Below are 25,129 nucleotides of genomic sequence, written 5' to 3'. Positions count from 1 at the left end.
AGCTACGACGCCTTTGGCAGACGAACTGCAAAACGCTGCGTTATCCGGGCGGCGTGGAAACGACACCCGCACGCCATCAGCGAAGTACGCTACCGGTGGCTGGGCATGGCGCTTTCCGCCAGTGAGAAACGGTATGCAGACGGCAGCCTGGCGTTGCGGGAGCAGTGGCACTACCGTGGCGGGTTTGAACTGCTGGCGAAGGAAAGCCGGGCGGCGAATGATGACCGGAGCCATTTTTACCCGATAGTGACCGGCCCGGACGGTGCGCCGCAGGAGATGTACAGCGCGAACGGGCAGAAGGTGTGGACGAAACACCGCAGCCTGTGGGGGCTTCCGGCCGCAAACGACTTGCTGGACAGTGAGCGTGAAAGCTGCGATGCGGGTTTCATGGGCCAGTGGCAGGATGAAGAGAGCGGGCTGTGGTATAATTTACACCGCTACTACGACGCCGGAACGGGGCAGTATTTAAGCCAGGACCCACTAAAACTGGCGGGCGGGTTAAATACTCAGTCGTATGTACACGACCCGGTGGGATGGTGTGATCCGTGGGGTTTTATTGGGTGCCCGTTTAAAAATCAATTACCGGAACATTTAGATGAGGAATTGGCTGCAATGAGAGAGGCCGGTGTTGAACCGATGAAACCATCAGACCCACGTTTCGCAGATATGGCTGATGAAGCTGGCGATATAAAGTATGTCCTTCTTGAAGATGGCACTCTATTAACTGCACCAAAAATGCAAGATGGGATAGAAATTTCTCATGCTGCAATTGCAAATGGAAAACCAGTTCTTGCGGCGGGAGAGGCTACTGTTGTGAATGGAAGATTCGGTACTGATATAGCCCCTCACAGTGGTCATTATCATTTCGGAAATACTGGAACTCAGAACGCTGCATCTGAAGCAGCGGCTAGAGCTGCGTTTGAAGAATACGGGGTTGTTTTTCCTTGAGTTTTTATATGAGAATGATATGAGCGAGTTTTTTCTAAATTTAAGTGACTTTCATATCTATAAGTGGTCGGATTATTTTGACGTTCCTCTCACTGAAGATAATGTTAGATTAATAGTTGGTTTAAATGAAAATAATTCAAGAATTGTTAGTAAAATTCACAAAACTGCGCTGTCTTTACCTACGACAATGATGACGGGATATATTTTTGTACAGTCAGGGACTCTGAATATATTTTCTGATAGTATGAATAAAAATATTTCTCTTCATGATGGCGAATTTGTTAAATATTTGTCTGGACATTATATGCTAGAACATTCAAGAAATAGTAAATGGTTAATTATGTGGCTTTATGAGGAGTTGCTTGAAAAAAAATAAAGGGATTCTTTATCGATATTTTTTGATTTCTAACAAACGCGCACGGAGCGGGAAACGCGCTATCAGTATGATGCCCGCGACCAGATAACCAGCGTACTGCGACTGGACGCCGGTGGCCCGGCGCAGGAAGAACGCTACCGCTATACCGTAAACGAGCAGATAGCGGAAAGCCGGATAAAAGGCATTCTGTCGCAGCACCAGTACAGTAATGAATGCGTGAACCAGGCGGGCGACAGCCGCTACGAATACGACGCCTGCGGCAGGGTAATAAAGCGCACCGAACACAAACGCGGCTTCCGCCCACAGGAGTGGCGCTACCGCTGGGATGACTTCGACCGTCTGCGCGAGATAAAGACCCCAGATGGTGAGGTATGGCAGTACAGCTACGACGCCTTTGGCAGACGAACTGCAAAACGCTGCGTTATCCGGGCGGCGTGGAAACGACACCCGCACGCCATCAGCGAAGTACGCTACCAGTGGCTGGGCATGGCGCTTTCCGCCAGTGAGAAACGGTACGCGGACGGCAGCCCGGCGTTGCGGGAGCAGTGGCACTACCGTGGCGGGTTTGAACTGCTGGCGAAGGAAAGCCGGGCGGCGAATGATGACCGGAGCCATTTTTACCCGATAGTAACCGGCCCGGACGGTGCACCGCAGGAGATGTACAGCGCGAACGGGCAGAAGGTGTGGACGAAACACCGCACCCTGTGGGGGCTGGCAGCGAACGACTCGCCGGATAACGGGCGTGAAAGCTGCGATGCGGGTTTTGCAGGGCAATGGCAGGATGAAGAGAGCGGGCTGTGGTATAATTTACACCGCTACTACGACGCCGGAACGGGGCAGTATTTAAGTCCGGACCCGATAGGGCTGCGGGGCGGGTTAAACTTATATGCTTATGCGCCTAATCCTCTAAAATATATAGATCCGCTTGGGTTATGCAAAACGACTGGAAATAATGATTTAGATAATTATGTAGATCTTGCCAGCCCTCAACGCCGTAGACATATTTTAGATGGTGATGCGACAGGTGGTGGTCATCGTCCTGGCACAGGGCATCCCGGTAAAAGTGAATTTCCGGCGGGATGGTCTGATGACAAAATAATGCACGAAGTTTCAGATATAGCTACAGATCCTTCACTGACATCTACGACAGGACGTGGAGGAAGAACGGTTACAAATGGAACACGAGACGGTATTGATATTAGAGTAGTTCAAGAAAAAAATGGTGATATTGTATCCGGCTTCCCAACAAACGTTCCCAGGAATCCTCGCTAATGGATATAAAATATAAAGAAATAGAATCTAAGTTATTTGAGCTAATAGATATGTTGAAAACATGTTTCACGCAAACAGAACTTGATGAGGTTATTGAATTTATTAAATATAATGAATATGGCTTGGCGTTAGATACTGTGATCGATATTATAATTGAAGAAGATAAAAGCATAAATAATGACATTTTAAACATGATGATTAAATTGTCGGATATTATGAATTTAGATTCAGAAAGTATTAATAAAAAAATGATTGCATATATACTTTGATTTATTAAAACCGGGACGATTTAATTCATCCCGGTTTTATTTTTAGACTTCACGCAGTACGCCGGATATCCCGCTCTTCATCCCCTTAACCACCTGTTTAACCTGATAAAGTTCCTTCCTCAGTTCCTACTCCTCGTCGTGCTCTGCAATCAGGATCAGGCACCAGGGAAAGATCACGTAACGAATGTTTTTTGTACTAAATAATTAGCATTTTATGTTCAGGAATTAAGATCTTCCTTAATAGCTGGAACTGTCCTTCAAACGTCATATATGATCAAATAAACTCCTGTATAAATAAAGAGAACAAAATGGATCTTGGAAAGCTAATGGAACATATTTCTATTATTCCTGATTGCAGACAAGCCTGGAAGATAGAATATAAATTATCTGATATTTTGCTTCTGACTATTTTTCCGTAATCTCTGGTGCAGAAGGCTGGGAAGATATAGAAGATTTTGGCGAGACACATCTTGATTTCCTGAAGCAATATGGTGATTTTGAAAACGGTATTCCAGTTCATGACACAATAGCCAGAGTTTTATCCTGTATCAGTCCTACAAATTTCACGAATGTTTTATTAACTGGGTGCGTGATTGTCATTGTTCAAATGATAAAGACATTATCGCAATTGATGGGAAAACACTTCGACACTCTTATGATAAAAGCCGTCGCAGAGGGGCAATTCATGTTATCAGTGCGTTCTCGACGATGTACTGTCTGGTCCTGGGGCAGATCAAAATGGATGAGAAATCCAATGAAATCACCGCCATCCCTGAACTTCTTAACATGAGGGATATTAAGGGAAAAACCATCAAAACCGATGCGATGGGATGTCAGAAAGATATTGCAGAGAAGATACAAAAACAGGGCGGTGATTACTTATTCGCAGTAAAAGTAAATCAGGGGCGGCTTTGTAAAGCCTTTGAGGAAAAATTTCCGCTTAAAGAATTGAATAATCCTGAATATGACAGTTATGCAATAAGTGAAAAGAGTCACGGTAGAGAAGAAACTCGTCTTCATATTGTTTGCGACGTCCCTGATGACCTTATTTATTTCACGTTTGAATGGAAAGGGCTGAAGAAATTATGCGTGGCAGTGTCATTTCGCTCAATAATAGCAGAAAAAAAGAAAGAACCAGAAATGGTGGTCAGATATTATATCAGTTCTGCTGATTTAAGTGCAGAGAAGTTTGCGACAGCGATCCGAAATCACTGGCACGTGGAGAATAAGCTGCACTGGCGCCTGGACGTGGTAATGAATGAAGATGACTGCAAAATAAGAAGAGGGAACGCAGCGGAGTTATTTTCAGGGATAAGATATATTGCGATTAATATTTTGACGAATCATAAGGTATTCAAGGCAGGGCTAAGACGTAAGATGCGAAAAGCAGCTATGGACAGAGACTACCTCGCGTCAGTCCTCGCTGGGAGCGGGCTTTCGTAATCTTGCCCTGGCTCAGGATGCATTACAGGCGGTTTTCATGGTGTTGTACATAAATGTAGCAACAAACTGTTCCAGTTGAGCCAGATTCAGACGCACAGATATGCGACAGGCTGCCAGAAAACAGATAAACTCAACGACATAAAAGATTGGTAGATTGCACGATGCTGCCCGGCAGTAAGTTCTGTACCATGTGTATAAAGGAAGCGTGGCTGATGCGGGTGACACTGCGTGATGTCCCGGTGAGTATCAGGAATGTCTGCGGCGTCTAAAATTTTCGCGATTAAACAGCGTAAAACAGGTTATAGCTGCAGGTTTTGAAATTGGGCCTATAATTAGCCCCCACAGTGAAAGCAGTCACGGCGATGTTGTTTTTTTTTTCAGCCGTTTAGAGCTTAAATTCTGGCTCAGTCCATTCCGCCACTTATTAAGAAGGCCTGAGTTAACGCTCAGGGCTTTTTTTCGTTTATTGACTGATTATTGCGTTTTTAGCAAAAATCCTCTGCATTTTTCACTCTTTTTCTCTCCCATCTGCATCGCCATAATCCTCTTTACTATCAAAACAAAGGATTAAAGAGGAACACTATGTCTATCCCTGCATTTGGTCTTGGTACTTTCCGTCTGAAAGATGACGTGGTCATCGCTTCGGTAAAAACTGCGCTGGAACTTGGTTATCGTGCCGTCGATACTGCGCAAATCTACGATAACGAAGCCGCCGTGGGTCAGGCGATTGCTGAAAGCAACGTACCACGTGAAGAGATCTTTATCACCACCAAGATCTGGACTGAGAATCTGAGCAAAGAGAAGCTTATCCCCAGCCTCAAAGAGAGTCTGAGAAAGCTACGCACAGAATATGTCGATTTAACCCTGGTCCACTGGCCATCGCCAAACGATGCTGTTTCTGTCGACGAGTTCATGCACGCGTTGCTGGAAGCAAAAAAACAGGGCCTGACGCGGGAAATTGGTATCTCTAACTTTACGATCCCGCTGATGGAGAAAGCGATCGCTGCAGTTGGCGCCGAGAATATCGCGACCAATCAGGTTGAGCTTTCCCCGTACCTGCAAAACCGGAAAGTGGTGGACTGGGCGAGTGAGCACGGTATTCACATCACCTCGTATATGACCCTGGCTTATGGTAAAGCGCTGAAAGATGAAACCATTGTGCGTATTGCCGCAAAATATAATGCTACACCAGCACAGGTGATTCTGGCATGGGCGATGGGGGAGGGGTACTCGGTTATTCCTTCTTCTACCAAACGTGAAAACCTGGCAAGTAACCTGCTGGCGCTGGATCTGCAACTGGATGCTGAAGACAAAAAAGCGATCGCTGCACTGGATTGCAATGACCGCCTGGTCAGCCCGGACGGCCTGGCGCCGAACTGGGATTAACTCTCCTGCGTGCGGGCGGCAAAGCTGCCCGCATGTTCACTCAGGAAATCAATGAAGGCCCGGATCCGCGGGCTCACTGCTTTATCACTGTAATATACCGCGCTAAACGGCATCTCGACCGGCACGCGATGTTCGGCGAGCAACTCCACGAATTCTCCCCGCTCCAGCTCCTTCATAATCATATAATCCGACAGACACGCAATTCCATTCCCGTTCAGGCAGAGCTGTTTAATGGTTTCTCCACTATTGGACGACAGCCCACTGGTAATTTCATGCAACTGACCATCGCAACAGGAGACCGGCCAGGTATTCAGCGTGGCTGGTTCAGTAAAGCCTAAGCACAGATGATCCTTAAGTTCGGCAACGGTTTCCGGTTTGCCATGACGCGCGATGTAGTCCGGCGAGGCGACTATCTTACGATAACTGGTAAATAGCGGCCTGGCGCGCAGGCTGGAATCGCTTAACGCCCCCGCGCGAATGGCCACATCTACCTTTCTCTCAATCAGATTGATAAACGTCTCCGAGGAGACCAAAGAAAGCGTGATTTCCGGATAGCGTTCGCGAAAGGGCTTAATCAACGGCGTCAGAAAATTGAGTGTCACAGGCGTCGCGGCATCCACACGTAGCACCCCGCGCGGTACGCGGCGCGTCTCCATTACTTCGTCTTCAGCGGCCGCCATCTCCTGCAGAATTACCTGCACACGTCGGAAATAGCGCTCGCCTTCTTCTGTCAGGCTGAGCTGGCGCGTCGTTCGGTTGAGCAGGCCAACACCCAGCTTAGACTCGAGTTTTTTTACGGCCCGGCTGACCGCCGAGTTGGCCTGGCCAAGCTGCTCCGCCGCACGGCTGAAGCTGCCGCTCTCGACGACGGCAACGAAAATGGCAATTTCTTCTGAGGTAGCTTTCATTGTTGCACCTGATGCAAAATTCAATTGAGATTTTGATGGTTTTTGTTATTAAAACATCCCGGCATACTTCATGTCATCTTAATACTGAATGATGTGGAGTAAATTATGCCTCTGGCGTTACTTGCGTTGACTATCAGTGCTTTTGCGATAGGCACAACGGAATTTGTCATTGTTGGACTGGTGCCAACCATTGCTGAACAGTTATCTATCTCCCTGCCATCCGCCGGCCTGCTGGTGTCTATCTATGCATTAGGTGTTGCCATTGGCGCACCGGTTCTGACCGCGCTCACCGGTAAACTGCCGCGCAAACAGCTGTTGCTGGGGCTGATGGTGCTGTTTACCCTCGGTAACCTGCTGGCCTGGCAGGCGCCGGGTTATGCCACGTTGGTGTTGGCTCGCCTGATGACGGGCCTGGCGCATGGCGTATTCTTCTCAATTGGTTCCACGATCGCCACCAGTCTGGTGCCGAAAGAGAAAGCTGCATCTGCGATTGCTATTATGTTTGGCGGGCTCACGGTCGCGCTGGTTACCGGGGTACCGTTAGGCACGTTTATTGGTCAACACTTCGGTTGGCGTGAAACGTTCCTTGCGGTCTCCGCGCTGGGTGTGATTGCCTTAATTGCCAGTGCGATTCTGGTGCCAAATAATATTCCCAGCCGTGCGCCAGCCAGTCTGCGTGAACAGGTTAAGGTGCTGACGCATCCACGTCTGCTGATGATTTATGCGGTAACTGCACTCGGCTACGGTGGCGTATTTACCGCGTTCACTTTCCTTGCGCCGATGATGCAGAACCTGGCTGGTTTTACACCAGGCGCGGTGAGTTGGATCCTGCTGGGATACGGCGTTTCCGTCGCAATTGGCAATATCTGGGGTGGTAAACTGGCTGATAAACATGGTGCGGTACCGGCGCTAAAATTTATCTTCGCTGCACTGATGGTTTTATTGTTGGTGTTTCAGTTCACCGCCTCGACTCAGTATGCTGCGCTGGCGACGGTGCTGGTGATGGGGATATTTGCTTTTGGCAACGTTCCGGGTCTGCAGGTCTATGTTGTACAGAAAGCTGAAGAGTATACGCCTTCAGCGGTTGATGTGGCGTCCGGCCTTAATATCGCAGCCTTCAACATTGGCATCGCGCTGGGCTCTGTTATCGGCGGCCAAACGGTGGAGCATTATGGTCTGGCGCAAACCCCATGGATTGGCGCAGTGATTGTTCTGGTGGCATTGTTGCTGATTGCCCTGAGCGGTCGTCTGGATAAGACACATCGCCTGGTATTAGGCTAATACAAAACGAGTAAGCGCTTGCTTACAGAAGTTCACACAGCTTTATCGCGATTAGCGTTGAAACTGTGAGCAAAAATCCCTATAACTGAAGAACCATCCTGGTAACAGGTTGGTTCTTTGTTTATTGAGGTCAAAAAAAGAAAGTGCGAAAAAATACCTATGCTATGCGTTACATCGCCGGTCAACCAGCGGAGCGAATTTTGCCTCCGCCTGGGATGTATGCAGGTATGGGGCAGGCACTGCCCGCAGGTGCACCATTAAGTACTGAAGAAAATATTCGCGTTCTGGTGTGGAATATCTTCAAGCAGCAGCGTGCCGAATGGCTGTCGGTGCTGAAAAATTTTGGTAAAGATGCCCACCTGATGCTCCTTCAGGAAGCGCAAACGACGCCCGAGCTGGTGAAGTTTGCGACCACTAACTATTTAGCCGCGGATCAGGTTCCTGCATTCGTCCTGCCACAGCATCCCTCTGGTGTGATGACGCTTTCTTCTGCACAACCTGTTTATTGCTGCCCGCTGCGCGAGCGCGAACCTATTCTGCGCCTGGCAAAATCTGCGTTAGTAACCGTTTACCCACTTCCTGACTCGCGTCTGCTGATGGTGGTGAATATCCATGCGGTGAATTTCAGCCTTGGCGTCGATGTTTACAGTAAACAGCTCCTGCCGATTGGCGATCAGATCGCGCATCACAGTGGCCCGGTGATTATGGCCGGTGATTTTAATGCGTGGAGCCGTCCGCGCATGAATGCGCTCTACCGCTTTGCCCGCGAAATGTCGCTGCGCGAAGTGCGTTTTTCTGATGATCAGCGCCGTCGCGCGTTTGGTCGTCCGCTCGATTTTGTCTTCTACCGTGGTTTGAACGTGCACGATGCATCGGTTCTGGTGACGCGTGCTTCCGATCATAACCCGCTACTCGTCGAATTCAGTCCCGGCATACCTGTCAAATAGAGGTGCGTCAGGTCTGCCATGGGCAGACCTGATCCCTCAGTGCTGCCCTTAATTTCAAACACAACCAAGGACAACACAATGACAACACATTCCCACCATGACAACGTTGAAAAGCAGTTCGGTTCTCAGGCGCAAGCCTATTTAACCAGTGCGGTACATGCATCTGGCCGTGATTTGCAACGTCTGAAAGCCCGTCTGGCAGATTTCCCTGAGGCTCACCTGCTGGATTTAGGCTGCGGCGCGGGACACGCCAGTTTTGTCGCGGCGGGTGAAGTGGCGCAGGTCACGGCTTATGACTTATCCAGCCAGATGCTGGCGGTGGTCGCTCAGGCGGCGCGTGATAAGGGGCTGAATAATGTCTCAACACGTCAGGGATTTGCCGAATCATTGCCTTTTGAGGATGCCAGTTTTGATGTCGTGATTAGCCGCTATTCGGCGCACCACTGGCACGATGTGGGTCAGGCTCTGCGGGAAGTCAAGCGAGTGCTGAAGCCGGGCGGTACGCTGATTATTATGGATGTGATGTCACCGGGCCATCCGGTACGAGACATCTGGCTGCAAACGGTTGAAGCGCTGCGCGATACCTCGCACGTTCGTAACTACTCCAGCGGTGAGTGGCTGGCGCTGACGACAGAAGCGGGGCTGGCGGTGGATAACCTGATTACCGACAGATTACCCCTGAATTTCGCGTCATGGGTTGAACGTATGCGTACACCTGTGGCGCTGTGCGAGGCGATACGGCTCTATCAGGAGAGTGCGTCAGCGGAGGTGAAAACGTGGTATGCGTTACAGGAGGATGGCTCCTTCATCAGCGATACCATCATGTTTGAAGCGCATAAAGCCCGCTAGATACAAAAAAGGCACCGTATAACGGTGCCTTTTTTCTTATTTGCCGATCAGGAATCGGGACGGTCGTTGTTCTTCACAAACAACGTCAGCTGATCGCCCGGTTTCAGGTTGTCAGTATCATCGTTCCAGCGCATCACATCTTTGATGTTTACGCCGTGACGTTTAGCAATACTGGACAGCGAGTCGCCTTTACGCACGCGATAGGTAATGCTATCGCTGTTTTTAGCAAGCTGCGCTGCGCTGTTGCCTGCGCCAACCGTTAAGCTCTGACCAATCTTCAGATTATTGCCGCGCAGGTTATTCCACTGTTTCAGGTCGCTCGCAGACACGCCGAGACGTGATGCGATACCTGACAGGGTGTCACCTGAGCGTACTTTATAGCTGCGGCTCTGCAATGGCGTATTGTCAGCAACCAGCGTTGGCTGGACTGCGGCAATATCACCTGATGCCAGCGATTCACGCAGCTGGTCAGCATGCTTTTGCGGCACCATCACGTACTTCGGGCCACTTGCGCCCAGCGTGGAGCCTTTTACGCCCGCGTTAAACGTCTTCAGCTTGTTGACTGAAATACCCGCCATATCGGCCAGCTGTTTCATGTCAACAGGGCTATCGAGACGTACTCGCGCCAGTGCACGGCTTTCATCTGGTGTTGGCAGTCGCACACCGTAACGTTTACTGTTTTTGAGAATATCGCTCAAAGCCAGCATTTTCGGTACGTAAAGCTTGGTTTCCTGAGGCAGCGGCAGCGACCAGAAATCGGTGGGTTTACCACGCGCTTTGTTCGCTTTCATTGCCTTCATTACACGGCCTTCACCGCTGTTGTACGCCGCCACGGTTAATAACCAGTCGCCGTCGAACATCTTGTTAAGACGCTGCATCATATCCAGCGCTGCTGTTGTGGAGGCAACAACATCGCGGCGTGCGTCGTAACTGCGGGTCTGTTTCAGACCGTAATTGCGCCCTGTGCTCGGAATGATCTGCCAAATGCCTGCGGCATTGGCGCCAGACGTTGCGTGCGGGTCAAAAGCGCTCTCCACTATGGGTAGTAATACCAGTTCCATAGGCATGTTACGTTTCTTAACTTGCCCGGCTATCCAGTACATATACGGCTCTGCCCGTAAAGTTACATCGTGGAGATAGCTCTTATTGCTTAAATACTTCTGTTTCTGTTCGCGAATCCGGGTATTTTCCGGAATTCCCATCTTTAGCTCGTCGCCAATGGAAGCCCACAAGTCCTGATCCTGCGCGTAGAATGTCCCATCGTCCATCCACCGCGCCTGACTTGCAAACTTACCCGCTTCTCCTTGACTAGCCGCAGAAAGGCTCTGTGCGTGCTGTTGGATATTGCCATCGTGCTTTGACGCCTGGCACCCCACCAGCAGGACAGAGGCGAGTAATATCGCTTTTGCCTTCATGTGTGTGTCAATAGTTGCTTAAAAGACGACCGATCATAACGGCGAACTTTTCAAAACGCAACCGCGAAGTATCAGAAGTTGTCTTTCTTTGCCCTTAACCATGCAAAACGCTCAGAAGGTTGTAGCAATTTTGTTTCTTTTGAAATTTCACTAATAAAATCAACATCATCTGTTCTTAGAAAAATATTATTACGACGCTCATTTTTCAGAGTAACGGGGAGTGTCTTTTGATTTTTAGCACGTAACTCCTTAACTTCTCGATAGTATTCATTTATGAACAAATCATGCGGTAGGATGCTCAGGGCAAACTTCATATTTGATAAAGTGTACTCATGTGCACAACAAATTAACGTATCGTCAGGAAGCGCGCTTATTTTCTTAAGTGATTGATACATTTGGGTTGCTGTGCCTTCAAAAAGCCGCCCGCAGCCACCGGAGAACATCGTGTCGCCGCAAAACAGATAAGGCATGTTAAAGAAACAGATATGTCCTAAAGTGTGACCTGGCGTGGCGATGATACAAAATTCATGTCCGAAAACGGACACTTTATCCCCCTCAGCGACCACCTTCGTCGTTCCTTTATCTTGCGTTTCGGCAGGGCCATAAACCTCAAGATATGGAAAGTGCTGGCGCAATTCTGCCACGCCGCCGACATGATCGGCATGGTGGTGCGTCAGGAAAATCGCTTCCGGTTGCCAGTTGTTTTCTTTAATTGCACGCAAAACCGGTGCGGCCTCGCCGGGATCGACAATCAGGCAGCGACCTGCGTCGTCGCTCAGAACCCAGATGTAGTTGTCCTGAAACGCGGGAATACTGTTAAGATTCATAAATTACCTCTTAAAACGAACGGAAGGTTGTGATGAAACCGGCAAGGATACCTCAAACAGTCGCAGCGCCCGGTCATTGGGCTGAAATGCCCTGGGGTGAGTATTATCGCGAGGCGCTGGAGCGTCAACTGAAACCCTGGCTTACGAAACTCTATGGTTTTCATTTGCTTAAAATTGGGAACCTGAGCGCAGAAATTAACACGGAAGCCTGTGCTATCTCACATCAGGTTAACGTCTCGCTGGCGGGCAACCCGATTCAGGTCAACGCCGACCCTCTCTATTTACCCTTTGCCGAGAAGTCGGTGGATGCCTGCCTGCTGGCGCATACGCTTCCCTGGTGTTCAGATCCGCACCGCATGTTGCGTGAAGCTGACCGCGTGCTGATTGATGATGGCTGGCTGATTATCACCAGCTTTAACCCTATCAGCCTGGTCGGCTTGCGAAAGTGGGTGCCCGTGCTGCGCAACAAAATTCCCTACAACAGCCGCATGTTTACTCTGACGCGCCAGCTGGACTGGCTGGCACTGCTTAATTTTGAAGTATTGCATCAGGGAAGAGCGCAGGTTTTGCCCTGGACAAAACAGGGCGGGAAACTGTTGAGTACGCATCTACCGGCGTTGGGCTGTGTGCAATATATTGTAGCGCGTAAACGGACGATTCCGCTGACGCTTAACCCGATGAAGCAGAATAAAGCGAAAAGCCGCATTCCACAGGCCGTGGGCGCGACGCGGCAATATAAAAAGCCAAACGCTTAAGCGTCTGGCTGGTATCCGGTATCTTCCTGGGTTGGAGAGGAGGCTGCCGCGCGTGCCAGTTCATCACAGCGTTCGTTCTCCGGATGCCCGGCGTGGCCTTTTACCCACATCCAGTGAATTTCATGCTGACCCAGTGCGGCATCCAGACGTTTCCACAGATCGACATTCTTAACAGGTTTTTTATCTGCGGTTTTCCAGCCGCGCTTCTTCCAGTTGTGGATCCACTGGGTGATCCCCTGACGCACGTACTGGCTGTCGGTGCTTAATACTACTGCACAGTGTTCTTTCAGCGCTTCAAGTGCGACAATCGCCGCCATCAGTTCCATACGGTTATTGGTTGTCAGATAATAGCCTTCGCTAAAGGTTTTCTCCTTCTGACGATAGCGTAAAATGGCGCCATAGCCGCCAGGCCCTGGATTACCGAGACATGAACCATCGGTGAAAATTTCTACCTGTTTAAGCATCTCTGGTAGACTTCCTGTATTGAAATCGACACGTAAACGACAAGTCTGACATAAATGACCGATATGAGCACTGCAATTACACGACAGATCGTCCTCGATACGGAAACCACCGGTATGAACCAGATCGGGGCACACTACGAAGGGCATAAGATCATCGAGATCGGTGCCGTCGAGGTGATCAACCGTCGTCTGACCGGAAATAACTTCCACTTTTACCTCAAGCCCGATCGGCTGGTGGATCCTGAAGCGTTCGGCGTTCACGGGATTGCCGATGAGTTCCTGCTGGATAAGCCGACCTTTGGCGAGATTGCCGACGAGTTTATGGACTATATCCGTGGAGCGGAACTGGTCATCCATAACGCATCGTTCGATATTGGCTTTATGGACTACGAGTTCGGCAAGCTGAATCGCGGTATTCCGAAAACGGATACTTTCTGCAAAGTTACCGATAGCCTGGCGTTGGCGAGGAAGATGTTCCCCGGGAAGCGCAACAGCCTTGATGCGTTGTGCTCACGCTACGAAATCGATAACAGCAAACGTACACTCCACGGGGCTCTGCTCGATGCCCAGATTCTGGCCGATGTATATCTGCTGATGACCGGCGGCCAGACATCGATGGCTTTTTCGATGGAAGGGGAAGGGCAGCAGCAACGAAACGATGTTGGCATTCAGCGTGTAAACCGTGCGGGAAGCAAACTACGGGTTGTTTTTGCCTCCGATGAAGAGCTGGCGGCGCACGAATCCCGTCTCGATCTGGTTCAAAAGAAGGGTGGAAGCTGCCTCTGGCGAGCGTAAAACGCCTGTTTTTGCTGTGAAAATAGTCAAGTGGGTGATTTTTGCAGCAAACGATTCAAAACATCATAAAAAGCGTTGACGAGTTCGAGGGTAACCCGTAATATTCGCCTCGTTCCCAAGGGAACACAGCGGAGCGGTAGTTCAGTCGGTTAGAATACCTGCCTGTCACGCAGGGGGTCGCGGGTTCGAGTCCCGTCCGTTCCGCCACTATTCAAAAGGCCTGAATCAGCAATGATTCAGGCCTTTGTCGTTTTAGAATGTTAGGGGGAGTTTCCCCTCACCCCAGCTCAAACCCATCCGCATCCCGCCATGCCGGAAACTTCTCTCTATATTCCCGCAACGCCGTCATCGACAGCTCAGCATCAATGCGCGTTGCCTGATGCGCGTCGGCGGTGGCGATAATCTCGCCCTGAGGGTTAATCACCCGGCTGTCGCCGCGGTAGTGGTGGCCGTTGCCATCTGTGCCGACACGGTTACAGCCTGCGACGTATGCCTGATTCTCAATCGCGCGGGCGACCAGCAGCGCCTGCCAGTGCAGGGAACGTGGCGCGGGCCAGTTAGCGACGTACAGGACGAGGTCGTAATCGTTGCGATTGCGCGACCACACCGGGAAACGCAGGTCGTAACACACAAGAGGCAGAATGCGCCAGCCGCGCCATTCAAACACCACGCGCTCGTTGCCCGCTTCATAGTGGTGATGCTCATCCGCCATGCGGAACAGATGGCGCTTATCGTAAAAATGCACGTTGCCTTGCGGTTCGACCAGTAAAAAACGGTTCACCGGGCCGCGATCGGTTTGCAGCGCCGCGCTGCCTGCAATCAGGGCGTTGGTACGCTGTGCCTGCTTTTGCATCCACGAAATCACCTCCTCCTGGGAAGGCGACTGTTTCGCGGCTTCCATCGCAAAACCGGTGGTAAACATCTCCGGCAGGACGATGACATCGCGCCCGCTAATCTCTTCCAGTTGACGATCGAAATGGCGCAGGTTGGCAGGGCCATCCATCCACACCAGCGGTTGCTGCAAAAGCGTAATTTTCAAACCAGGCACGGCGGTCAACTCCTTTATTGCAGAGATTAATAACTTTAACACCTTATCAGGCTGTTGCCGTGCTACGGAATATTTCGATAAAAAAAGCTGTTATTGGAAATATCTGATTTGCATTTGGCAGGCTTGCCGCTCACTCTTAAGGGGATGAACAACAAGGGCAGGATAAGCCCGGGAGGAATGATGTATAAGGCAATAACCGCTGTCGCTGCGCTGGTCTTTGCAACCAGCGCCATGGCGCAGGAAGACGTAACTATCAGCAGCCTGGCAAAAGGTGAAACGACCAAAGCGGCGTTCAACCAGATGGTGAAAGGGCACAAGCTGCCGGCATGGGTGGTGAAAGGGGGGACATATACCCCTGCGCAAACCGTTACGCTGGGCGATGAATCTTATCAGGTGATGAGCGCATGTAAGCCGCACGATTGCGGATCCGAACGTGTGGCGGTGCTGTGGTCTGAAAAGTCTAAGCAGATGACTGGCCTGTTCTCGACCGTTGATGAAAAAACGTCACAGGAAAAATTAACCTGGCTGAACGTGAATGATGCGTTGTCTATTGACGGCAAAACGGTGCTGTTTGCGGCGTTGACCGGCAGCCTGGAAAATCATCCGGACGGGTTTAATTTTAAGTAATCGGTTAGTTTGAGCCTGGAAAACCTTGCCTGATGCGCTACGCTCATCAGGCCTACAAGGTTTCTGCAATATAGTGAATTTGCACTATTTTGTAGGCCGGATAAGGCGATTACGCCGCATCCGGCAAGAACAAAGCGCACATTGTCAGCAATATAAAACGGGGCTTTTCGCCCCGTTTTTACATCACGCTGCTTCAATCTTACGGACTTTCTCCGGCAACTTTACCGGTTTGGTCGCCAGCGCGTCGGCGTCGAAATCATCCACATTAATACTACGCAGGCGGCTCTCTTCAGCCTTAATCAGAATATTGGCTTCTTCCTGATCGATAAGCCCTTTCGCCAGCGCATTGCGCGCCAGTTCATCCAGACGGGTAAACGGCAGGTTTTTGCCAATCTCTTTGCAGATCCGCTGGTGGATAGGATCGGCCGCCATCACGTCAATCAATGCTTCTTCCAGCAGACCGACCGGGTTATGTTCGCTCGGCGTCAGATACTGACCGCGGCCAATACGGGAGCGTGTGGCACAAGGCGTTTGCAGGATCTTCGCTACCTGATGGTCCAGTTTATCCGACGGTGCATGATAATGGCGACCGGTCGGGAAAATAATCACGCTCAGCGCACCGGCGACAAAGCGATTCGGGAAGTTCTTCAGCAAATCATCTATCGCCTGCTCTGCCTGATACAGCGCATCCTGCACGCCCCAGTGAACCAGCGGTAAATCGGCTTCGTTACGCCCTTCATCGTCATAGCGTTTCAGTACCGCAGAGGCGAGATAGAGCTGGCTCAATACGTCGCCCAGACGCGCGGAGATACGTTCACGGCGTTTCAGGCTGCCGCCAAGTACCGCCATTGACACGTCAGAGAGCAGCGCGAGGTTGGCGCTCAAACGGTTCAGATGCTGATAGTAGCGGCGCGTCTGATCATGCGTCGGTGTGGCGCTGGTTAAGCCGCGCGTCAGGCCAAGCCAGAAGCTACGCACCTTGTTACTGCCCACGTGGCCGATGTGTTTAAACAGCAGGTTATCAAACGCTTTAACGTCTTTATTCTGCGCGGCGGCCATTTCGTCCAGCACATACGGATGGCAACGGATCGCGCCCTGGCCGAAGATCATCATACTACGGGTCAGAATGTTCGCACCCTCAACGGTGATGGCAATCGGCGCGCCCTGATAAGCACGGGCGAGGAAGTTACCTTCGCCGAGCATAATGCCTTTACCGCCTGCGATATCCATTGCATCAATAATTGACTGCTGGCCGCGGTGGGTACAGTGATATTTCACAATCGCCGACAGCACCGCCGGTTTTTCACCGAGCATAATGCCGTAGGTAATTAACGATGCCGCCGCGTCCATCACGTAGGCGTTGCCGCCAATGCGCGCCAGCGGCTCTTCAATCCCTTCCATTTTACCAATGGAAACTTTGAACTGACGGCGGATATGCGCATACGCTCCGGTCGCCAGTGCGACGGATTTCACGCCGCCTGTCGAGTTCGACGGCAGGGTGATCCCACGGCCAACCGACAGACATTCAACCAGCATACGCCAGCCTTGTCCGGCCATTTTGGGGCCGCCGATAATGTAATCGATAGGGACGAAGATATCCTGACCACGGGTCGGGCCGTTCTGGAACGGTACGTTGAGCGGGAAGTGGCGACGGCCAATTTCCACGCCCGGTGTGCTGGTCGGAATCAATGCACAGGTAATGCCCAGATTCTCTTCGCCGCCCAGCAGTTTATCCGGGTCGGTGAGTTTAAAAGCCAGCCCCAGCACGGTGGCGATAGGTGCCAGCGTAATGTAGCGTTTGTTCCAGGTCAGGCGCATCCCCAGCACCTGCTCGCCCTGCCATTCGCCCATGCAAACGACGCCAGTATCCGGAATAGCGCCTGCATCGGAACCCGCTTCCGGGCTGGTCAGCGCGAAGCAAGGGATCTCTTGCCCACGCGCCAGGCGTGGCAGATAGTGATTTTTCTGCTCTTCAGTACCGTAATGCTGTAACAGCTCGCCCGGCCCTAATGAGTTCGGTACGCCAACGGTGATTGCCAGAATACCCGACACGCCGGAAAGTTTTTGCAGCACACGCGCCTGAGCATAGGCGGAGAACTCCAGGCCGCCGTACTCTTTCTTAATGATCATCGCAAAGAAGCGATGCTCTTTCAGATATGCCCACAGTTCTGGCGGCAGATCTGCCATTTCATGGGTAATTTCGAAGTCGTTTGCCATACGGCAGGCTTCTTCTACCGGGCCGTCGATAAACGCTTGTTCTTCCGCCGTCAGGCGCGGCTGCGGATAGTTATGCAGTTTTTTCCAGTCCGGGTTACCGCGGAACAGGTCGCCTTCCCACCAGGTGGTACCGGCGTCAATCGCTTCTTTCTCCGTGCGCGACATCGGCGGCATCACCTTACAGAAGGTACGGAACACCGGCGCGGAGATCATCGCACGGCGCATAGAAGGCACATTGAACGGCACCAGAATAATCGCCAGCGGCACCAGCAGCCAGATATTCCACAGCCCAGCCGCGCCAAGGGCCGCGGTCCAGGCCAGTAAAATCAGGCTGCTCAGCATAAGGCTGACGCGGTGATAGAAGAGCACACCGAGTAAAGCAATGGTTGCAACAATACTCAAAATCATCATAGAGAAATGCTCCCTGTCTTGTAGGAGGTCTGACCACTTGTGATAGTATTGTTCTAGTTGATGTCATTTCTTTTAGCAATGTGATTACAAAATAATTACAACTCAGCTCACATTGTTGCCGCTTTCATAGGCACCAAAAATCAAAAGCCATCGTGAAGTGGTGGGCTTTAGCTTCTCGCTGCTGATGCTATCCGGTACACTGTGAAAAAGTTATTTCACCCATACTGAAGGATTATCCTCATGTACCAGGATCTTATTCGTAACGAACTGAACGAAGCGGCAGAAACGCTGGCTAACTTCCTGAAAGATGAAGCCAATATCCACGCGATTCAGCGTGCAGCGGTGCTGCTGGCCGACAGCTTCAAAGCGGGTGGTAAAGTGTTATCTTGCGGTAACGGTGGTTCCCACTGTGACGCGATGCACTTTGCTGAAGAGTTAACCGGCCGCTATCGTGAAAACCGTCCGGGCTATCCGGCGATTGCGATTTCCGATGTCAGCCACCTCTCATGCGTGAGTAATGATTTCGGCTATGAATATGTTTTCTCTCGTTACGTTGAATCCGTAGGACGCGCAGGTGACGTCCTGCTGGGGATCTCCACTTCAGGTAACTCCGGCAACGTGATTAAAGCGATTGAAGCGGCGCGCGCGCAGGGGATGAAAGTGATCACCCTGACCGGCAAAGACGGCGGCAAAATGGCGGGATCTGCGGATATCGAAATTCGCGTGCCGCACTTTGGCTATGCCGATCGCGTTCAGGAAATTCACATCAAAGTGATCCATATCCTGATTATGCTGATCGAAAAAGAGATGGTTAAAGCGTAAGAACGACGGGGCTTCGGCCCCGATTAGCGGTGGGGGTGTAGAATGTGTGAACTGCTCGGGATGAGCGCCAATGTGCCAACCGATATCTGCTTCAGTTTTACCGGGCTTGTTCAGCGCGGTGGCGGCACCGGCCCGCATAAAGATGGCTGGGGAATCACCTTTTACGAAGGCAAAGGGTGTCGCACATTCAAAGATCCCCACCCAAGCTACCAGTCACCTATCGCCAAACTGGTGCAGGAATATCCGATAAAATCCTGTTCCGTGGTGGCGCATATCCGTCAGGCTAACCGTGGCAACGTGGCGCTGGAAAACACCCATCCGTTTACCCGCGAACTGTGGGGGCGCAACTGGACCTACGCCCACAACGGCCAGCTTGACGGTTACAAATCGCTGGAAACCGGCAACTTCCGTCCGGTCGGCGAAACCGACAGTGAAAAAGCCTTTTGCTGGTTGCTGCACAAGCTCGCCGAGCGTTATCCGCGCACGCCTGGTAATATGCCTGCGGTATTTAAATACATTGCGACGCTCGCCGCACAACTGCGCGAAAAAGGCGTGTTCAACATGCTGTTGTCCGATGGGCGCTACGTGATGGCGTTCTGCTCCACCAACCTGTTCTGGATCACCCGTCGGGCACCGTTCGGCGTCGCGACGCTGTTGGATCAGGACGTGGAAATTGATTTTCAGCAGGAGACAACCGCCAACGACGTGGTCACAGTGATTGCGACCCAGCCGCTGACGGGTAATGAAACCTGGCAAAAGATTATGCCAGGCGAATGGCGCTTATTTTGCCTCGGGGAGTGTGTAATTTGACGCCAGCTGCGGCTGTACCACTTCGTGGCTCAGTGGCTTGCTGACGACATAGCGTCCATCGACGACAGAAACGATCGGCGGCTTATGCGTCTGCTGGAAGTAGTCATACCCCGGCTTCAGCTGCTGCCAGAAATCTTTATAGGTTGAGTATTTGTGACGTTCCATATTGGCATCGCTCATGCGGAACGGATAAATGCTCACCTGCACGCTCTGCTGGCCGAAGACTAACGCCCCGGTCACAAACTGGAAGATTTCATCAATACCGGAATCGGTCATTGCATAGCAACCCACCGACACGCACGCGCCGTGGATCATCAAATATTTCCCTTCATAACCGTGTGCGCGGTCATAAGCATTAGGGAAACCGATGTTAATGGCTTTGTAGAAACGGCTGTCAGGCTTGAGCTGGCTGCGTTGTACGGAGTAAAACCCTTCCGGGCTTTTGAAGTCACCCTGGCGACGTTTCGGGCCCAGGCCGCCGGAGTAATTACAGATGCGGTAGCTATCAAGGAGCTGATACGTCTCGCCCATCTTGACGTACAGGTCAAGGGCGCGTTCTTCTTTGAAGATCTGAACGTAAACCGGTGAACCCATTAACTGTTGCTTATATTCTTTACTGACCGGTGTCATCGGGCTGTTGCTGCTCAGCAACCCGGCAAATGACATGCACGGCATAAGAAGCATCGCAATGAAAAATGCGATTTTGCGCATACTACGTGTTCCTTGATAAACAAAAACCACATGCCAGGAAGGCAAGAGAGAGACAAAATCAGAGTTATCTGTCTTTAGAGGGCTCACATTAGCATCACAGCATTTTTTCGCAAGAGGGTGATTATTGTGTTTACAATTAAGTTTTCACGCCTGTGCAAAATTCATCGCATAACACACCTCAATATCAATAAATTGCGTGCCGAAGCCACGGCTGATAAGCAACACGCCCACAGGCAAAAATGTCGATGCTTTGCGTAATGGCTCGCATTTTAGCGCCGAATTCAGCGGAACTGCTGCGAGGGGCTGAAAGATAGTGTTAAGATTGATTAACGTTATCATTCTGGGGGAAATATGCCTTTTCTATATGGCTATCCTGTCTGATTCGTACCTCAACGTCTGACAGACACCTTCAGGTGGTGGAAGTGTAAGAAAGGATGCGTTTCTCTCCTCATCGCCCATCATGGAATGATTCGGGGTGAATACCGCTACTCCTTTCTTTTGTTTCGTTAATCACAACGCTGGCCTTAACGGATACCTGCTAACAGTATGATTAAAATAACAAAGGGTCTTGATATCCCCATTGCGGGCGTGCCCAAACAACACATTGATGAAGTTGCGGTAACGCGCGTCGCCGTAAAAGGTGACGATTATGTCGGCCTGCGCCCCTCAATGGCCGTGCAGGAAGGCGATCGCGTACTGAAAGGGCAACTGCTTTTCGACGATAAAAAAATCCCGGGCGTGCGCTTCACTGCGCCAGCCAGCGGCATCGTCAGCGCCATTCATCGCGGTGAGCGCCGTGTACTTCAGTCCGTCGTCATTGATATTGAGGGCGATGATGCGGTTGAATTTCCCCATTTTGCCGCCGATGAGCTGGCAACATTGTCACGTGAAACCGTTGAAGCACAACTGATTGAGTCCGGTTTGTGGACTGCAATGCGTACCCGTCCTTTCAGTAAATCGCCAGCGCCGGGCACGGAGCCAGCGGCGATTTTTGTCACCGCGATGGACACCAATCCGCTGGCCGCCGATCCGCAGCCGATAATTCTTGCCCAGCGCGAAGCGTTTGACGCGGGTCTGACGCTGCTCACGCGCCTCACCGATGGAAAAGTGCACGTTTGCCAGGCGAGCGGCGGCAAGCTCGGTGGCCATCCGTGCGGGCAGGTAACGTTTAATCAGTTCACCGGGCCGCATCCGGCGGGGTTAGTGGGTACGCACATTCATTTTCTTGAGCCTGTTAGCCTCGAAAAACAGGTTTGGCACCTGAACTATCAGGACGTGATCGCTATCGGCAAACTCTTCCTCGACGGTGAGTTGTGGGTGGAGCGCGTGATTGCACTTGGCGGGCCACAGGTGAAACAGCCGCGCCTGTTGCGCACGCGTCTGGGCGCCTCGCTGGAGGAGCTCACGCAGGGCGAATTGCTGGAAGGCGAGAACCGCGTGTTGTCCGGTTCTGTACTCAACGGCAGCCAGGCCGTTGGCCCACAGGCGTACCTGGGGCGTTTCCATTTGCAGGTGAGCGTGCTGAAAGAAGGACGCGAAAAAGAGCTGCTCGGCTGGGTTGCGCCGGGCCGCGACAAATTCTCTATCACTCGCACCACCCTTGGTCACTTTCTGAAGCGCAAGCTCTTTAACCTCTCCACCGATACCCATGGCGGCGCACGCGCGATGGTGCCGATTGGCAGCTATGAGCGCGTCATGCCGCTGGATATTTTGCCGACGATGCTGCTGCGCGACTTGCTGGCGGGCGATTCCGACAGCGCTCAGGCGCTGGGGTGCCTCGAGCTTGACGAAGAAGACCTGGCGCTCTGTACCTACGTTTGCCCGGGAAAATATGAATATGGCCCGGTGCTGCGCAGCGTGTTAACCCAAATTGAGCAGGAAGGATAAGTGATGGGCTTAAAGCATCTGGTCGAAAAACTTGAGCCGCACTTTACCCACGGCGGCAAGCTGGAAAAATATTATCCCCTGTATGAGGCGGCAGCGACGCTGCTGTATACGCCGGGGCAGGTCACCAAAGGTGCGGCGCATGTACGCGACGCCATCGATCTCAAACGCATGATGATACTGGTCTGGTTTGCGGTCTTCCCGGCAATGTTCTGGGGGATGTACAGCGTCGGTCTGCAAACCATCCCGGCGCTGCATAAACTGTACGGCGCGGAACAGCTTCAGCAGGTGATTGCCGCAAACTGGCACTACAGCCTGGCGCAGGCGTTGGGCGTTAGCTTCGCGCCAGACGCAGGCTGGCTCAGCATGATGACGCTGGGCGCGGTCTTCTTTGTGCCGATTTACGCCACCGTTTTCCTGGTCGGCGGCTTCTGGGAAGTGCTGTTCGCGATAATTCGCAAGCATGAAGTCAACGAAGGCTTCTTTGTCACGTCGATTCTGTTTGCGTTGATTGTTCCACCCACCCTGCCACTCTGGCAGGCCGCGCTGGGGATCTCCTTCGGTGTGGTGATCGGCAAAGAGATCTTCGGCGGCACCGGGCGCAACTTCCTCAACCCGGCGCTGGCCGGACGTGCGTTCCTGTTCTTTGCTTATCCGGCGCAAATCTCCGGCGACCTGGTGTGGACGGCGGCGGACGGCTTCTCCGGTGCGACGCCGCTTTCCCAGTGGGCAAGCCACGGCGGTGAAACGCTGGTCAACGTCGCGACCGGGCAGCCGGTCACGTGGATGGACGCCTTCCTTGGCAACATTCCCGGTTCGATTGGTGAAGTCTCGACGCTGATGATTTTGCTCGGCGGCGCCATCATCATTTACGGACGCGTCGCCTCCTGGCGCATTGTCGCCGGGGTGATGCTCGGCATGATTGCCAGCGCCACGCTGTTCAATTTTGTGGGTTCCGACACTAACCCGATGTTCGCCATGCCGTGGTACTGGCATCTGGTGCTCGGCGGTTTCGCATTCGGCATGATGTTCATGGCGACCGACCCCGTCTCGGCGTCGTTTACCGATAAAGGGAAGTGGTGCTACGGCGCGTTGATTGGCGTGATGTGCGTGCTTATTCGCGTGGTAAACCCGGCCTATCCGGAAGGGATGATGCTGGCGATTCTGTTCGCCAACCTCTTTGCGCCGCTGTTTGACTACCTGGTGGTGCAGGCCAACATTAAGCGGAGGAAGTCGCGTGGCTGAAGTTAAAAGTAACGATAGCATCGGCAAAACGCTGCTGGTGGTGCTGGTGCTCTGCCTGGTGTGCTCCATCGTGGTGGCAGGCTCTGCGGTAGGGTTGAAATCCCGCCAGCAGGAACAGCGCGCACTCGATAAACAGCGCAATATTCTCGCCGTCGCCGGGTTGATGCAGCAGGGAATGTCCACCGATGATGTGGCCGATATCTTTAGTGAACGTATCACCCCGCGCCTGCTGGATTTGAAAACCGGCAATCTGCTCGACAGCGACCCGACGTCCTTCAACCAGGCGCTGGCGCTGAAAGACCCGGAGCAAAGCGTCCAGCTCGACGCTCACGACGACCCGGCGGGCATTAAACGCCGCAGCAATGTGGTAGAAATCTATCTGGTCAAAGACGCCCAGCAAAAGGTACAGGAAATCGTGCTGCCGGTTTACGGCAACGGCCTGTGGTCGATGATGTACGCCTTTGTGGCGCTGGATACGGATGGTCGCACGGTGAAAGGCATCACCTATTACGATCAGGGCGAAACTCCGGGTCTGGGCGGTGAAATCGAAAACCCGAACTGGCGCGCGCAGTTTATCGGTAAAAAAGTGCTCGATGACAATGGCCGACCGGCGCTGAAAGTGGTGAAAGGCGGGGCCCGTCAGGGTGATGAATACGCGGTGGATGGCCTTTCCGGGGCCACGTTAACCGCCAATGGCGTACAGCATAGTTTTGATTTCTGGATGGGCGACCTCGGTTTTGGCCCGTTCCTGAAACAGGTTCGTGAAGGAGTGCTGAATAATGGCTGAACAGGGCGATATGAAAGAAGTGAAGCGCGTGCTGGTGGGGCCGTTGATTGCCAACAACCCGATTGCGCTTCAGGTCCTCGGCGTCTGCTCGGCGCTGGCAGTGACCACTAAACTGGAAACCGCATTCGTGATGACTATCGCGGTAACGCTGGTCACGGCGTTTTCGAGCATGTTTATCTCGATGATCCGCCACCATATTCCGAACAGCGTGCGCATCATCGTGCAGATGGCGATCATCGCCTCGCTGGTGATCGTCGTCGATCAACTGCTGCGCGCCTTCGCTTATGAGATCTCAAAGCAGCTCTCGGTCTTCGTCGGCCTGATCATCACCAACTGCATCGTGATGGGGCGCGCGGAAGCGTACGCCATGAAAGCGCCGCCGCTCGCGAGCTTTATGGACGGTATCGGTAACGGCCTGGGCTACGGCGCGATTCTGATGATTGTCGGTTTCCTGCGTGAGCTTATCGGCAGCGGCAAACTGTTTGGCATTACGATTCTGCAAACGGTGCAAAACGGCGGCTGGTACCAGCCAAATGGCCTGTTCCTGTTAGCACCGAGCGCCTTTTTCATCATCGGCCTGTTGATCTGGGCGCTTCGCACCTGCAAGCCAGAACAGCAGGAGAAGGAGTAAC

Annotated in this window: 24 protein-coding genes, 1 tRNA gene and 3 pseudogenes; 20 read left to right on the top strand and 8 right to left on the bottom strand. The window is 52.1% G+C overall.

The genetic code is table 11. The annotated features are described in order from the left end of the window. The first annotated feature begins 105 nt into the window (after positions 1–105). From DBY68_RS23220 to DBY68_RS07915, 5 genes and pseudogenes are all read left to right on the top strand, one after another. Positions 106–948 (top strand): RHS repeat-associated core domain-containing protein, encoded by an 843-nt coding sequence (locus DBY68_RS23220; RefSeq protein ID WP_304598578.1) that lies wholly within the window; start codon positions 106–108, stop codon positions 946–948. A gap of 19 nt (positions 949–967) precedes the next feature. Next, positions 968–1,324: a hypothetical protein gene (locus DBY68_RS07930; RefSeq protein WP_146745440.1), complete on the top strand. Its 357-nt coding sequence runs from the start codon at positions 968–970 to the stop codon at positions 1,322–1,324. 216 nt (positions 1,325–1,540) lie between these two features. Then, positions 1,541–1,725 (top strand): annotated as a pseudogene (locus tag DBY68_RS23215) (RHS repeat domain-containing protein); the annotation flags it as partial. A gap of 256 nt (positions 1,726–1,981) precedes the next feature. Then, positions 1,982–2,596 (top strand): RHS repeat-associated core domain-containing protein, encoded by a 615-nt coding sequence (locus DBY68_RS23210; protein ID WP_146745438.1) that lies wholly within the window; start codon positions 1,982–1,984, stop codon positions 2,594–2,596. Beyond that, positions 2,596–2,865 (top strand): MafI family immunity protein, encoded by a 270-nt coding sequence (locus DBY68_RS07915; protein ID WP_108474685.1) that lies wholly within the window; start codon positions 2,596–2,598, stop codon positions 2,863–2,865. Before DBY68_RS23210 ends, DBY68_RS07915 begins: the two co-directional genes overlap by 1 nt. A 42-nt stretch (positions 2,866–2,907) precedes the next feature. Here the strand turns inward: DBY68_RS07915 and DBY68_RS23065 are convergent. After that, positions 2,908–3,027 (bottom strand): annotated as a pseudogene (locus DBY68_RS23065) (toxin SymE, type I toxin-antitoxin system family protein); the annotation flags it as partial. Between the two features lie 146 nt (positions 3,028–3,173). On the opposite strand from DBY68_RS23065, the pseudogene DBY68_RS07910 reads away from it, so the two are divergent. Beyond that, positions 3,174–4,308: pseudogene (locus DBY68_RS07910) on the top strand (ISAs1 family transposase). 582 nt (positions 4,309–4,890) lie between these two features. Continuing rightward, positions 4,891–5,694, top strand: coding sequence for a 2,5-didehydrogluconate reductase DkgB (dkgB, locus tag DBY68_RS07905; protein ID WP_108474686.1), 804 nt, complete (start codon positions 4,891–4,893; stop codon positions 5,692–5,694). Here the strand turns inward: dkgB and yafC are convergent. After that, complete coding sequence (gene yafC / locus DBY68_RS07900; RefSeq protein WP_108474687.1) at positions 5,691–6,602, bottom strand: DNA-binding transcriptional regulator YafC; 912 nt, start codon at positions 6,600–6,602, stop codon at positions 5,691–5,693. The two genes, dkgB and yafC, sit on opposite strands and share 4 nt — an antisense overlap. Before the next feature lie 105 nt (positions 6,603–6,707). Between yafC and DBY68_RS07895 the strand changes: the two genes are divergently transcribed. The 3 genes from DBY68_RS07895 (at position 6,708) to DBY68_RS07885 (ending at position 9,679) form a co-directional block, all read left to right on the top strand. Next, positions 6,708–7,883, top strand: a complete 1,176-nt coding sequence (locus DBY68_RS07895) for an MFS transporter (RefSeq protein ID WP_108474688.1) — start codon at positions 6,708–6,710, stop codon at positions 7,881–7,883. 143 nt (positions 7,884–8,026) lie between these two features. Next, positions 8,027–8,830 (top strand): endonuclease/exonuclease/phosphatase family protein, encoded by an 804-nt coding sequence (locus DBY68_RS07890; protein ID WP_108474689.1) that lies wholly within the window; start codon positions 8,027–8,029, stop codon positions 8,828–8,830. 78 nt (positions 8,831–8,908) lie between these two features. Further along, positions 8,909–9,679: a class I SAM-dependent methyltransferase gene (locus DBY68_RS07885; protein WP_108474690.1), complete on the top strand. Its 771-nt coding sequence runs from the start codon at positions 8,909–8,911 to the stop codon at positions 9,677–9,679. 47 nt (positions 9,680–9,726) lie between these two features. Here DBY68_RS07885 and mltD read toward each other — a convergent pair whose 3' ends face one another. Both mltD and gloB read right to left on the bottom strand, forming a co-directional pair. Continuing rightward, entirely contained in the window at positions 9,727–11,094 is a 1,368-nt protein-coding gene (gene mltD / locus DBY68_RS07880) for a murein transglycosylase D (protein ID WP_108474691.1), read from the bottom strand. A 71-nt stretch (positions 11,095–11,165) separates the two neighbouring features. Then, positions 11,166–11,921: a hydroxyacylglutathione hydrolase gene (gene gloB, locus DBY68_RS07875; RefSeq protein WP_108474692.1), complete on the bottom strand. Its 756-nt coding sequence runs from the start codon at positions 11,919–11,921 to the stop codon at positions 11,166–11,168. Between the two features lie 32 nt (positions 11,922–11,953). Between gloB and DBY68_RS07870 the strand changes: the two genes are divergently transcribed. Beyond that, the gene (locus DBY68_RS07870; protein ID WP_108474693.1) at positions 11,954–12,676 is read left to right on the top strand and encodes a class I SAM-dependent methyltransferase; all 723 of its coding nucleotides are present in this window, start codon (positions 11,954–11,956) and stop codon (positions 12,674–12,676) included. Here the strand turns inward: DBY68_RS07870 and rnhA are convergent. Then, a complete protein-coding gene (rnhA, locus tag DBY68_RS07865; protein ID WP_108474694.1) occupies positions 12,673–13,140 on the bottom strand; it encodes a ribonuclease HI in 468 nt (155 codons plus the stop codon). The two genes, DBY68_RS07870 and rnhA, sit on opposite strands and share 4 nt — an antisense overlap. 63 nt (positions 13,141–13,203) lie before the next feature. Between rnhA and dnaQ the strand changes: the two genes are divergently transcribed. Both dnaQ and DBY68_RS07855 read left to right on the top strand, forming a co-directional pair. Continuing rightward, on the top strand, positions 13,204–13,935 hold the full coding sequence (dnaQ, locus tag DBY68_RS07860) for a DNA polymerase III subunit epsilon (protein ID WP_108474896.1): 732 nt from the start codon (positions 13,204–13,206) through the stop codon (positions 13,933–13,935). Positions 13,936–14,065: 130 nt separating this feature from the next. Then, positions 14,066–14,142 (top strand) — tRNA-Asp (locus tag DBY68_RS07855). Between the two features lie 70 nt (positions 14,143–14,212). Here DBY68_RS07855 and DBY68_RS07850 read toward each other — a convergent pair. Beyond that, positions 14,213–14,983: an amidohydrolase gene (locus DBY68_RS07850; RefSeq protein WP_108474695.1), complete on the bottom strand. Its 771-nt coding sequence runs from the start codon at positions 14,981–14,983 to the stop codon at positions 14,213–14,215. Between the two features lie 180 nt (positions 14,984–15,163). Here DBY68_RS07850 and ivy point away from each other — a divergent pair, with 180 nt between their 5' ends. Then, positions 15,164–15,610 (top strand): Ivy family C-type lysozyme inhibitor, encoded by a 447-nt coding sequence (ivy, locus tag DBY68_RS07845; RefSeq protein ID WP_199538656.1) that lies wholly within the window; start codon positions 15,164–15,166, stop codon positions 15,608–15,610. A 183-nt stretch (positions 15,611–15,793) separates the two neighbouring features. Here the strand turns inward: ivy and fadE are convergent, their stop codons facing one another. Next, positions 15,794–18,238, bottom strand: coding sequence for an acyl-CoA dehydrogenase FadE (gene fadE, locus DBY68_RS07840; RefSeq protein WP_108474697.1), 2,445 nt, complete (start codon positions 18,236–18,238; stop codon positions 15,794–15,796). A 240-nt stretch (positions 18,239–18,478) separates the two neighbouring features. Here fadE and lpcA point away from each other — a divergent pair, with 240 nt between their 5' ends. Both lpcA and DBY68_RS07830 read left to right on the top strand, forming a co-directional pair. Further along, the gene (lpcA, locus tag DBY68_RS07835; protein WP_015965778.1) at positions 18,479–19,060 is read left to right on the top strand and encodes a D-sedoheptulose 7-phosphate isomerase; all 582 of its coding nucleotides are present in this window, start codon (positions 18,479–18,481) and stop codon (positions 19,058–19,060) included. A 42-nt stretch (positions 19,061–19,102) separates the two neighbouring features. Further along, positions 19,103–19,870 carry a class II glutamine amidotransferase gene (locus tag DBY68_RS07830; protein WP_108474698.1) on the top strand — a complete coding sequence of 256 codons (768 nt, stop codon included), beginning with the start codon at positions 19,103–19,105 and terminating at the stop codon, positions 19,868–19,870. On the opposite strand, the gene dpaA is transcribed toward DBY68_RS07830, so the two are convergent. Continuing rightward, on the bottom strand, positions 19,841–20,581 hold the full coding sequence (gene dpaA, locus DBY68_RS07825) for a peptidoglycan meso-diaminopimelic acid protein amidase (protein ID WP_108474699.1): 741 nt from the start codon (positions 20,579–20,581) through the stop codon (positions 19,841–19,843). The two genes, DBY68_RS07830 and dpaA, sit on opposite strands and share 30 nt — an antisense overlap. A gap of 546 nt (positions 20,582–21,127) precedes the next feature. On the opposite strand from dpaA, the gene DBY68_RS07815 reads away from it, so the two are divergent. The 4 genes from DBY68_RS07815 to DBY68_RS07800 are packed head-to-tail and all read left to right on the top strand — an operon-like array spanning position 21,128 to position 25,128. After that, positions 21,128–22,468 carry a Na(+)-translocating NADH-quinone reductase subunit A gene (locus tag DBY68_RS07815; RefSeq protein ID WP_108474701.1) on the top strand — a complete coding sequence of 447 codons (1,341 nt, stop codon included), beginning with the start codon at positions 21,128–21,130 and terminating at the stop codon, positions 22,466–22,468. Between the two features lie 3 nt (positions 22,469–22,471). After that, positions 22,472–23,710 (top strand): NADH:ubiquinone reductase (Na(+)-transporting) subunit B, encoded by a 1,239-nt coding sequence (locus tag DBY68_RS07810; protein ID WP_108474897.1) that lies wholly within the window; start codon positions 22,472–22,474, stop codon positions 23,708–23,710. Beyond that, positions 23,703–24,497, top strand: a complete 795-nt coding sequence (locus DBY68_RS07805; protein WP_108474702.1) for a Na(+)-translocating NADH-quinone reductase subunit C — start codon at positions 23,703–23,705, stop codon at positions 24,495–24,497. Before DBY68_RS07810 ends, DBY68_RS07805 begins: the two co-directional genes overlap by 8 nt. Then, positions 24,490–25,128, top strand: a complete 639-nt coding sequence (locus DBY68_RS07800) for an NADH:ubiquinone reductase (Na(+)-transporting) subunit D (RefSeq protein WP_108474703.1) — start codon at positions 24,490–24,492, stop codon at positions 25,126–25,128. Before DBY68_RS07805 ends, DBY68_RS07800 begins: the two co-directional genes overlap by 8 nt. Position 25,129 lies beyond the last annotated feature (1 nt).

The sequence above is a fragment of the Pseudocitrobacter sp. RIT415 genome (assembly GCF_003057695.2).
In the GTDB taxonomy this organism is placed as follows: Bacteria; Pseudomonadota; Gammaproteobacteria; order Enterobacterales; family Enterobacteriaceae; genus Pseudocitrobacter; species Pseudocitrobacter faecalis.
This window is presented reverse-complemented; position numbering and strand designations above follow the sequence as displayed.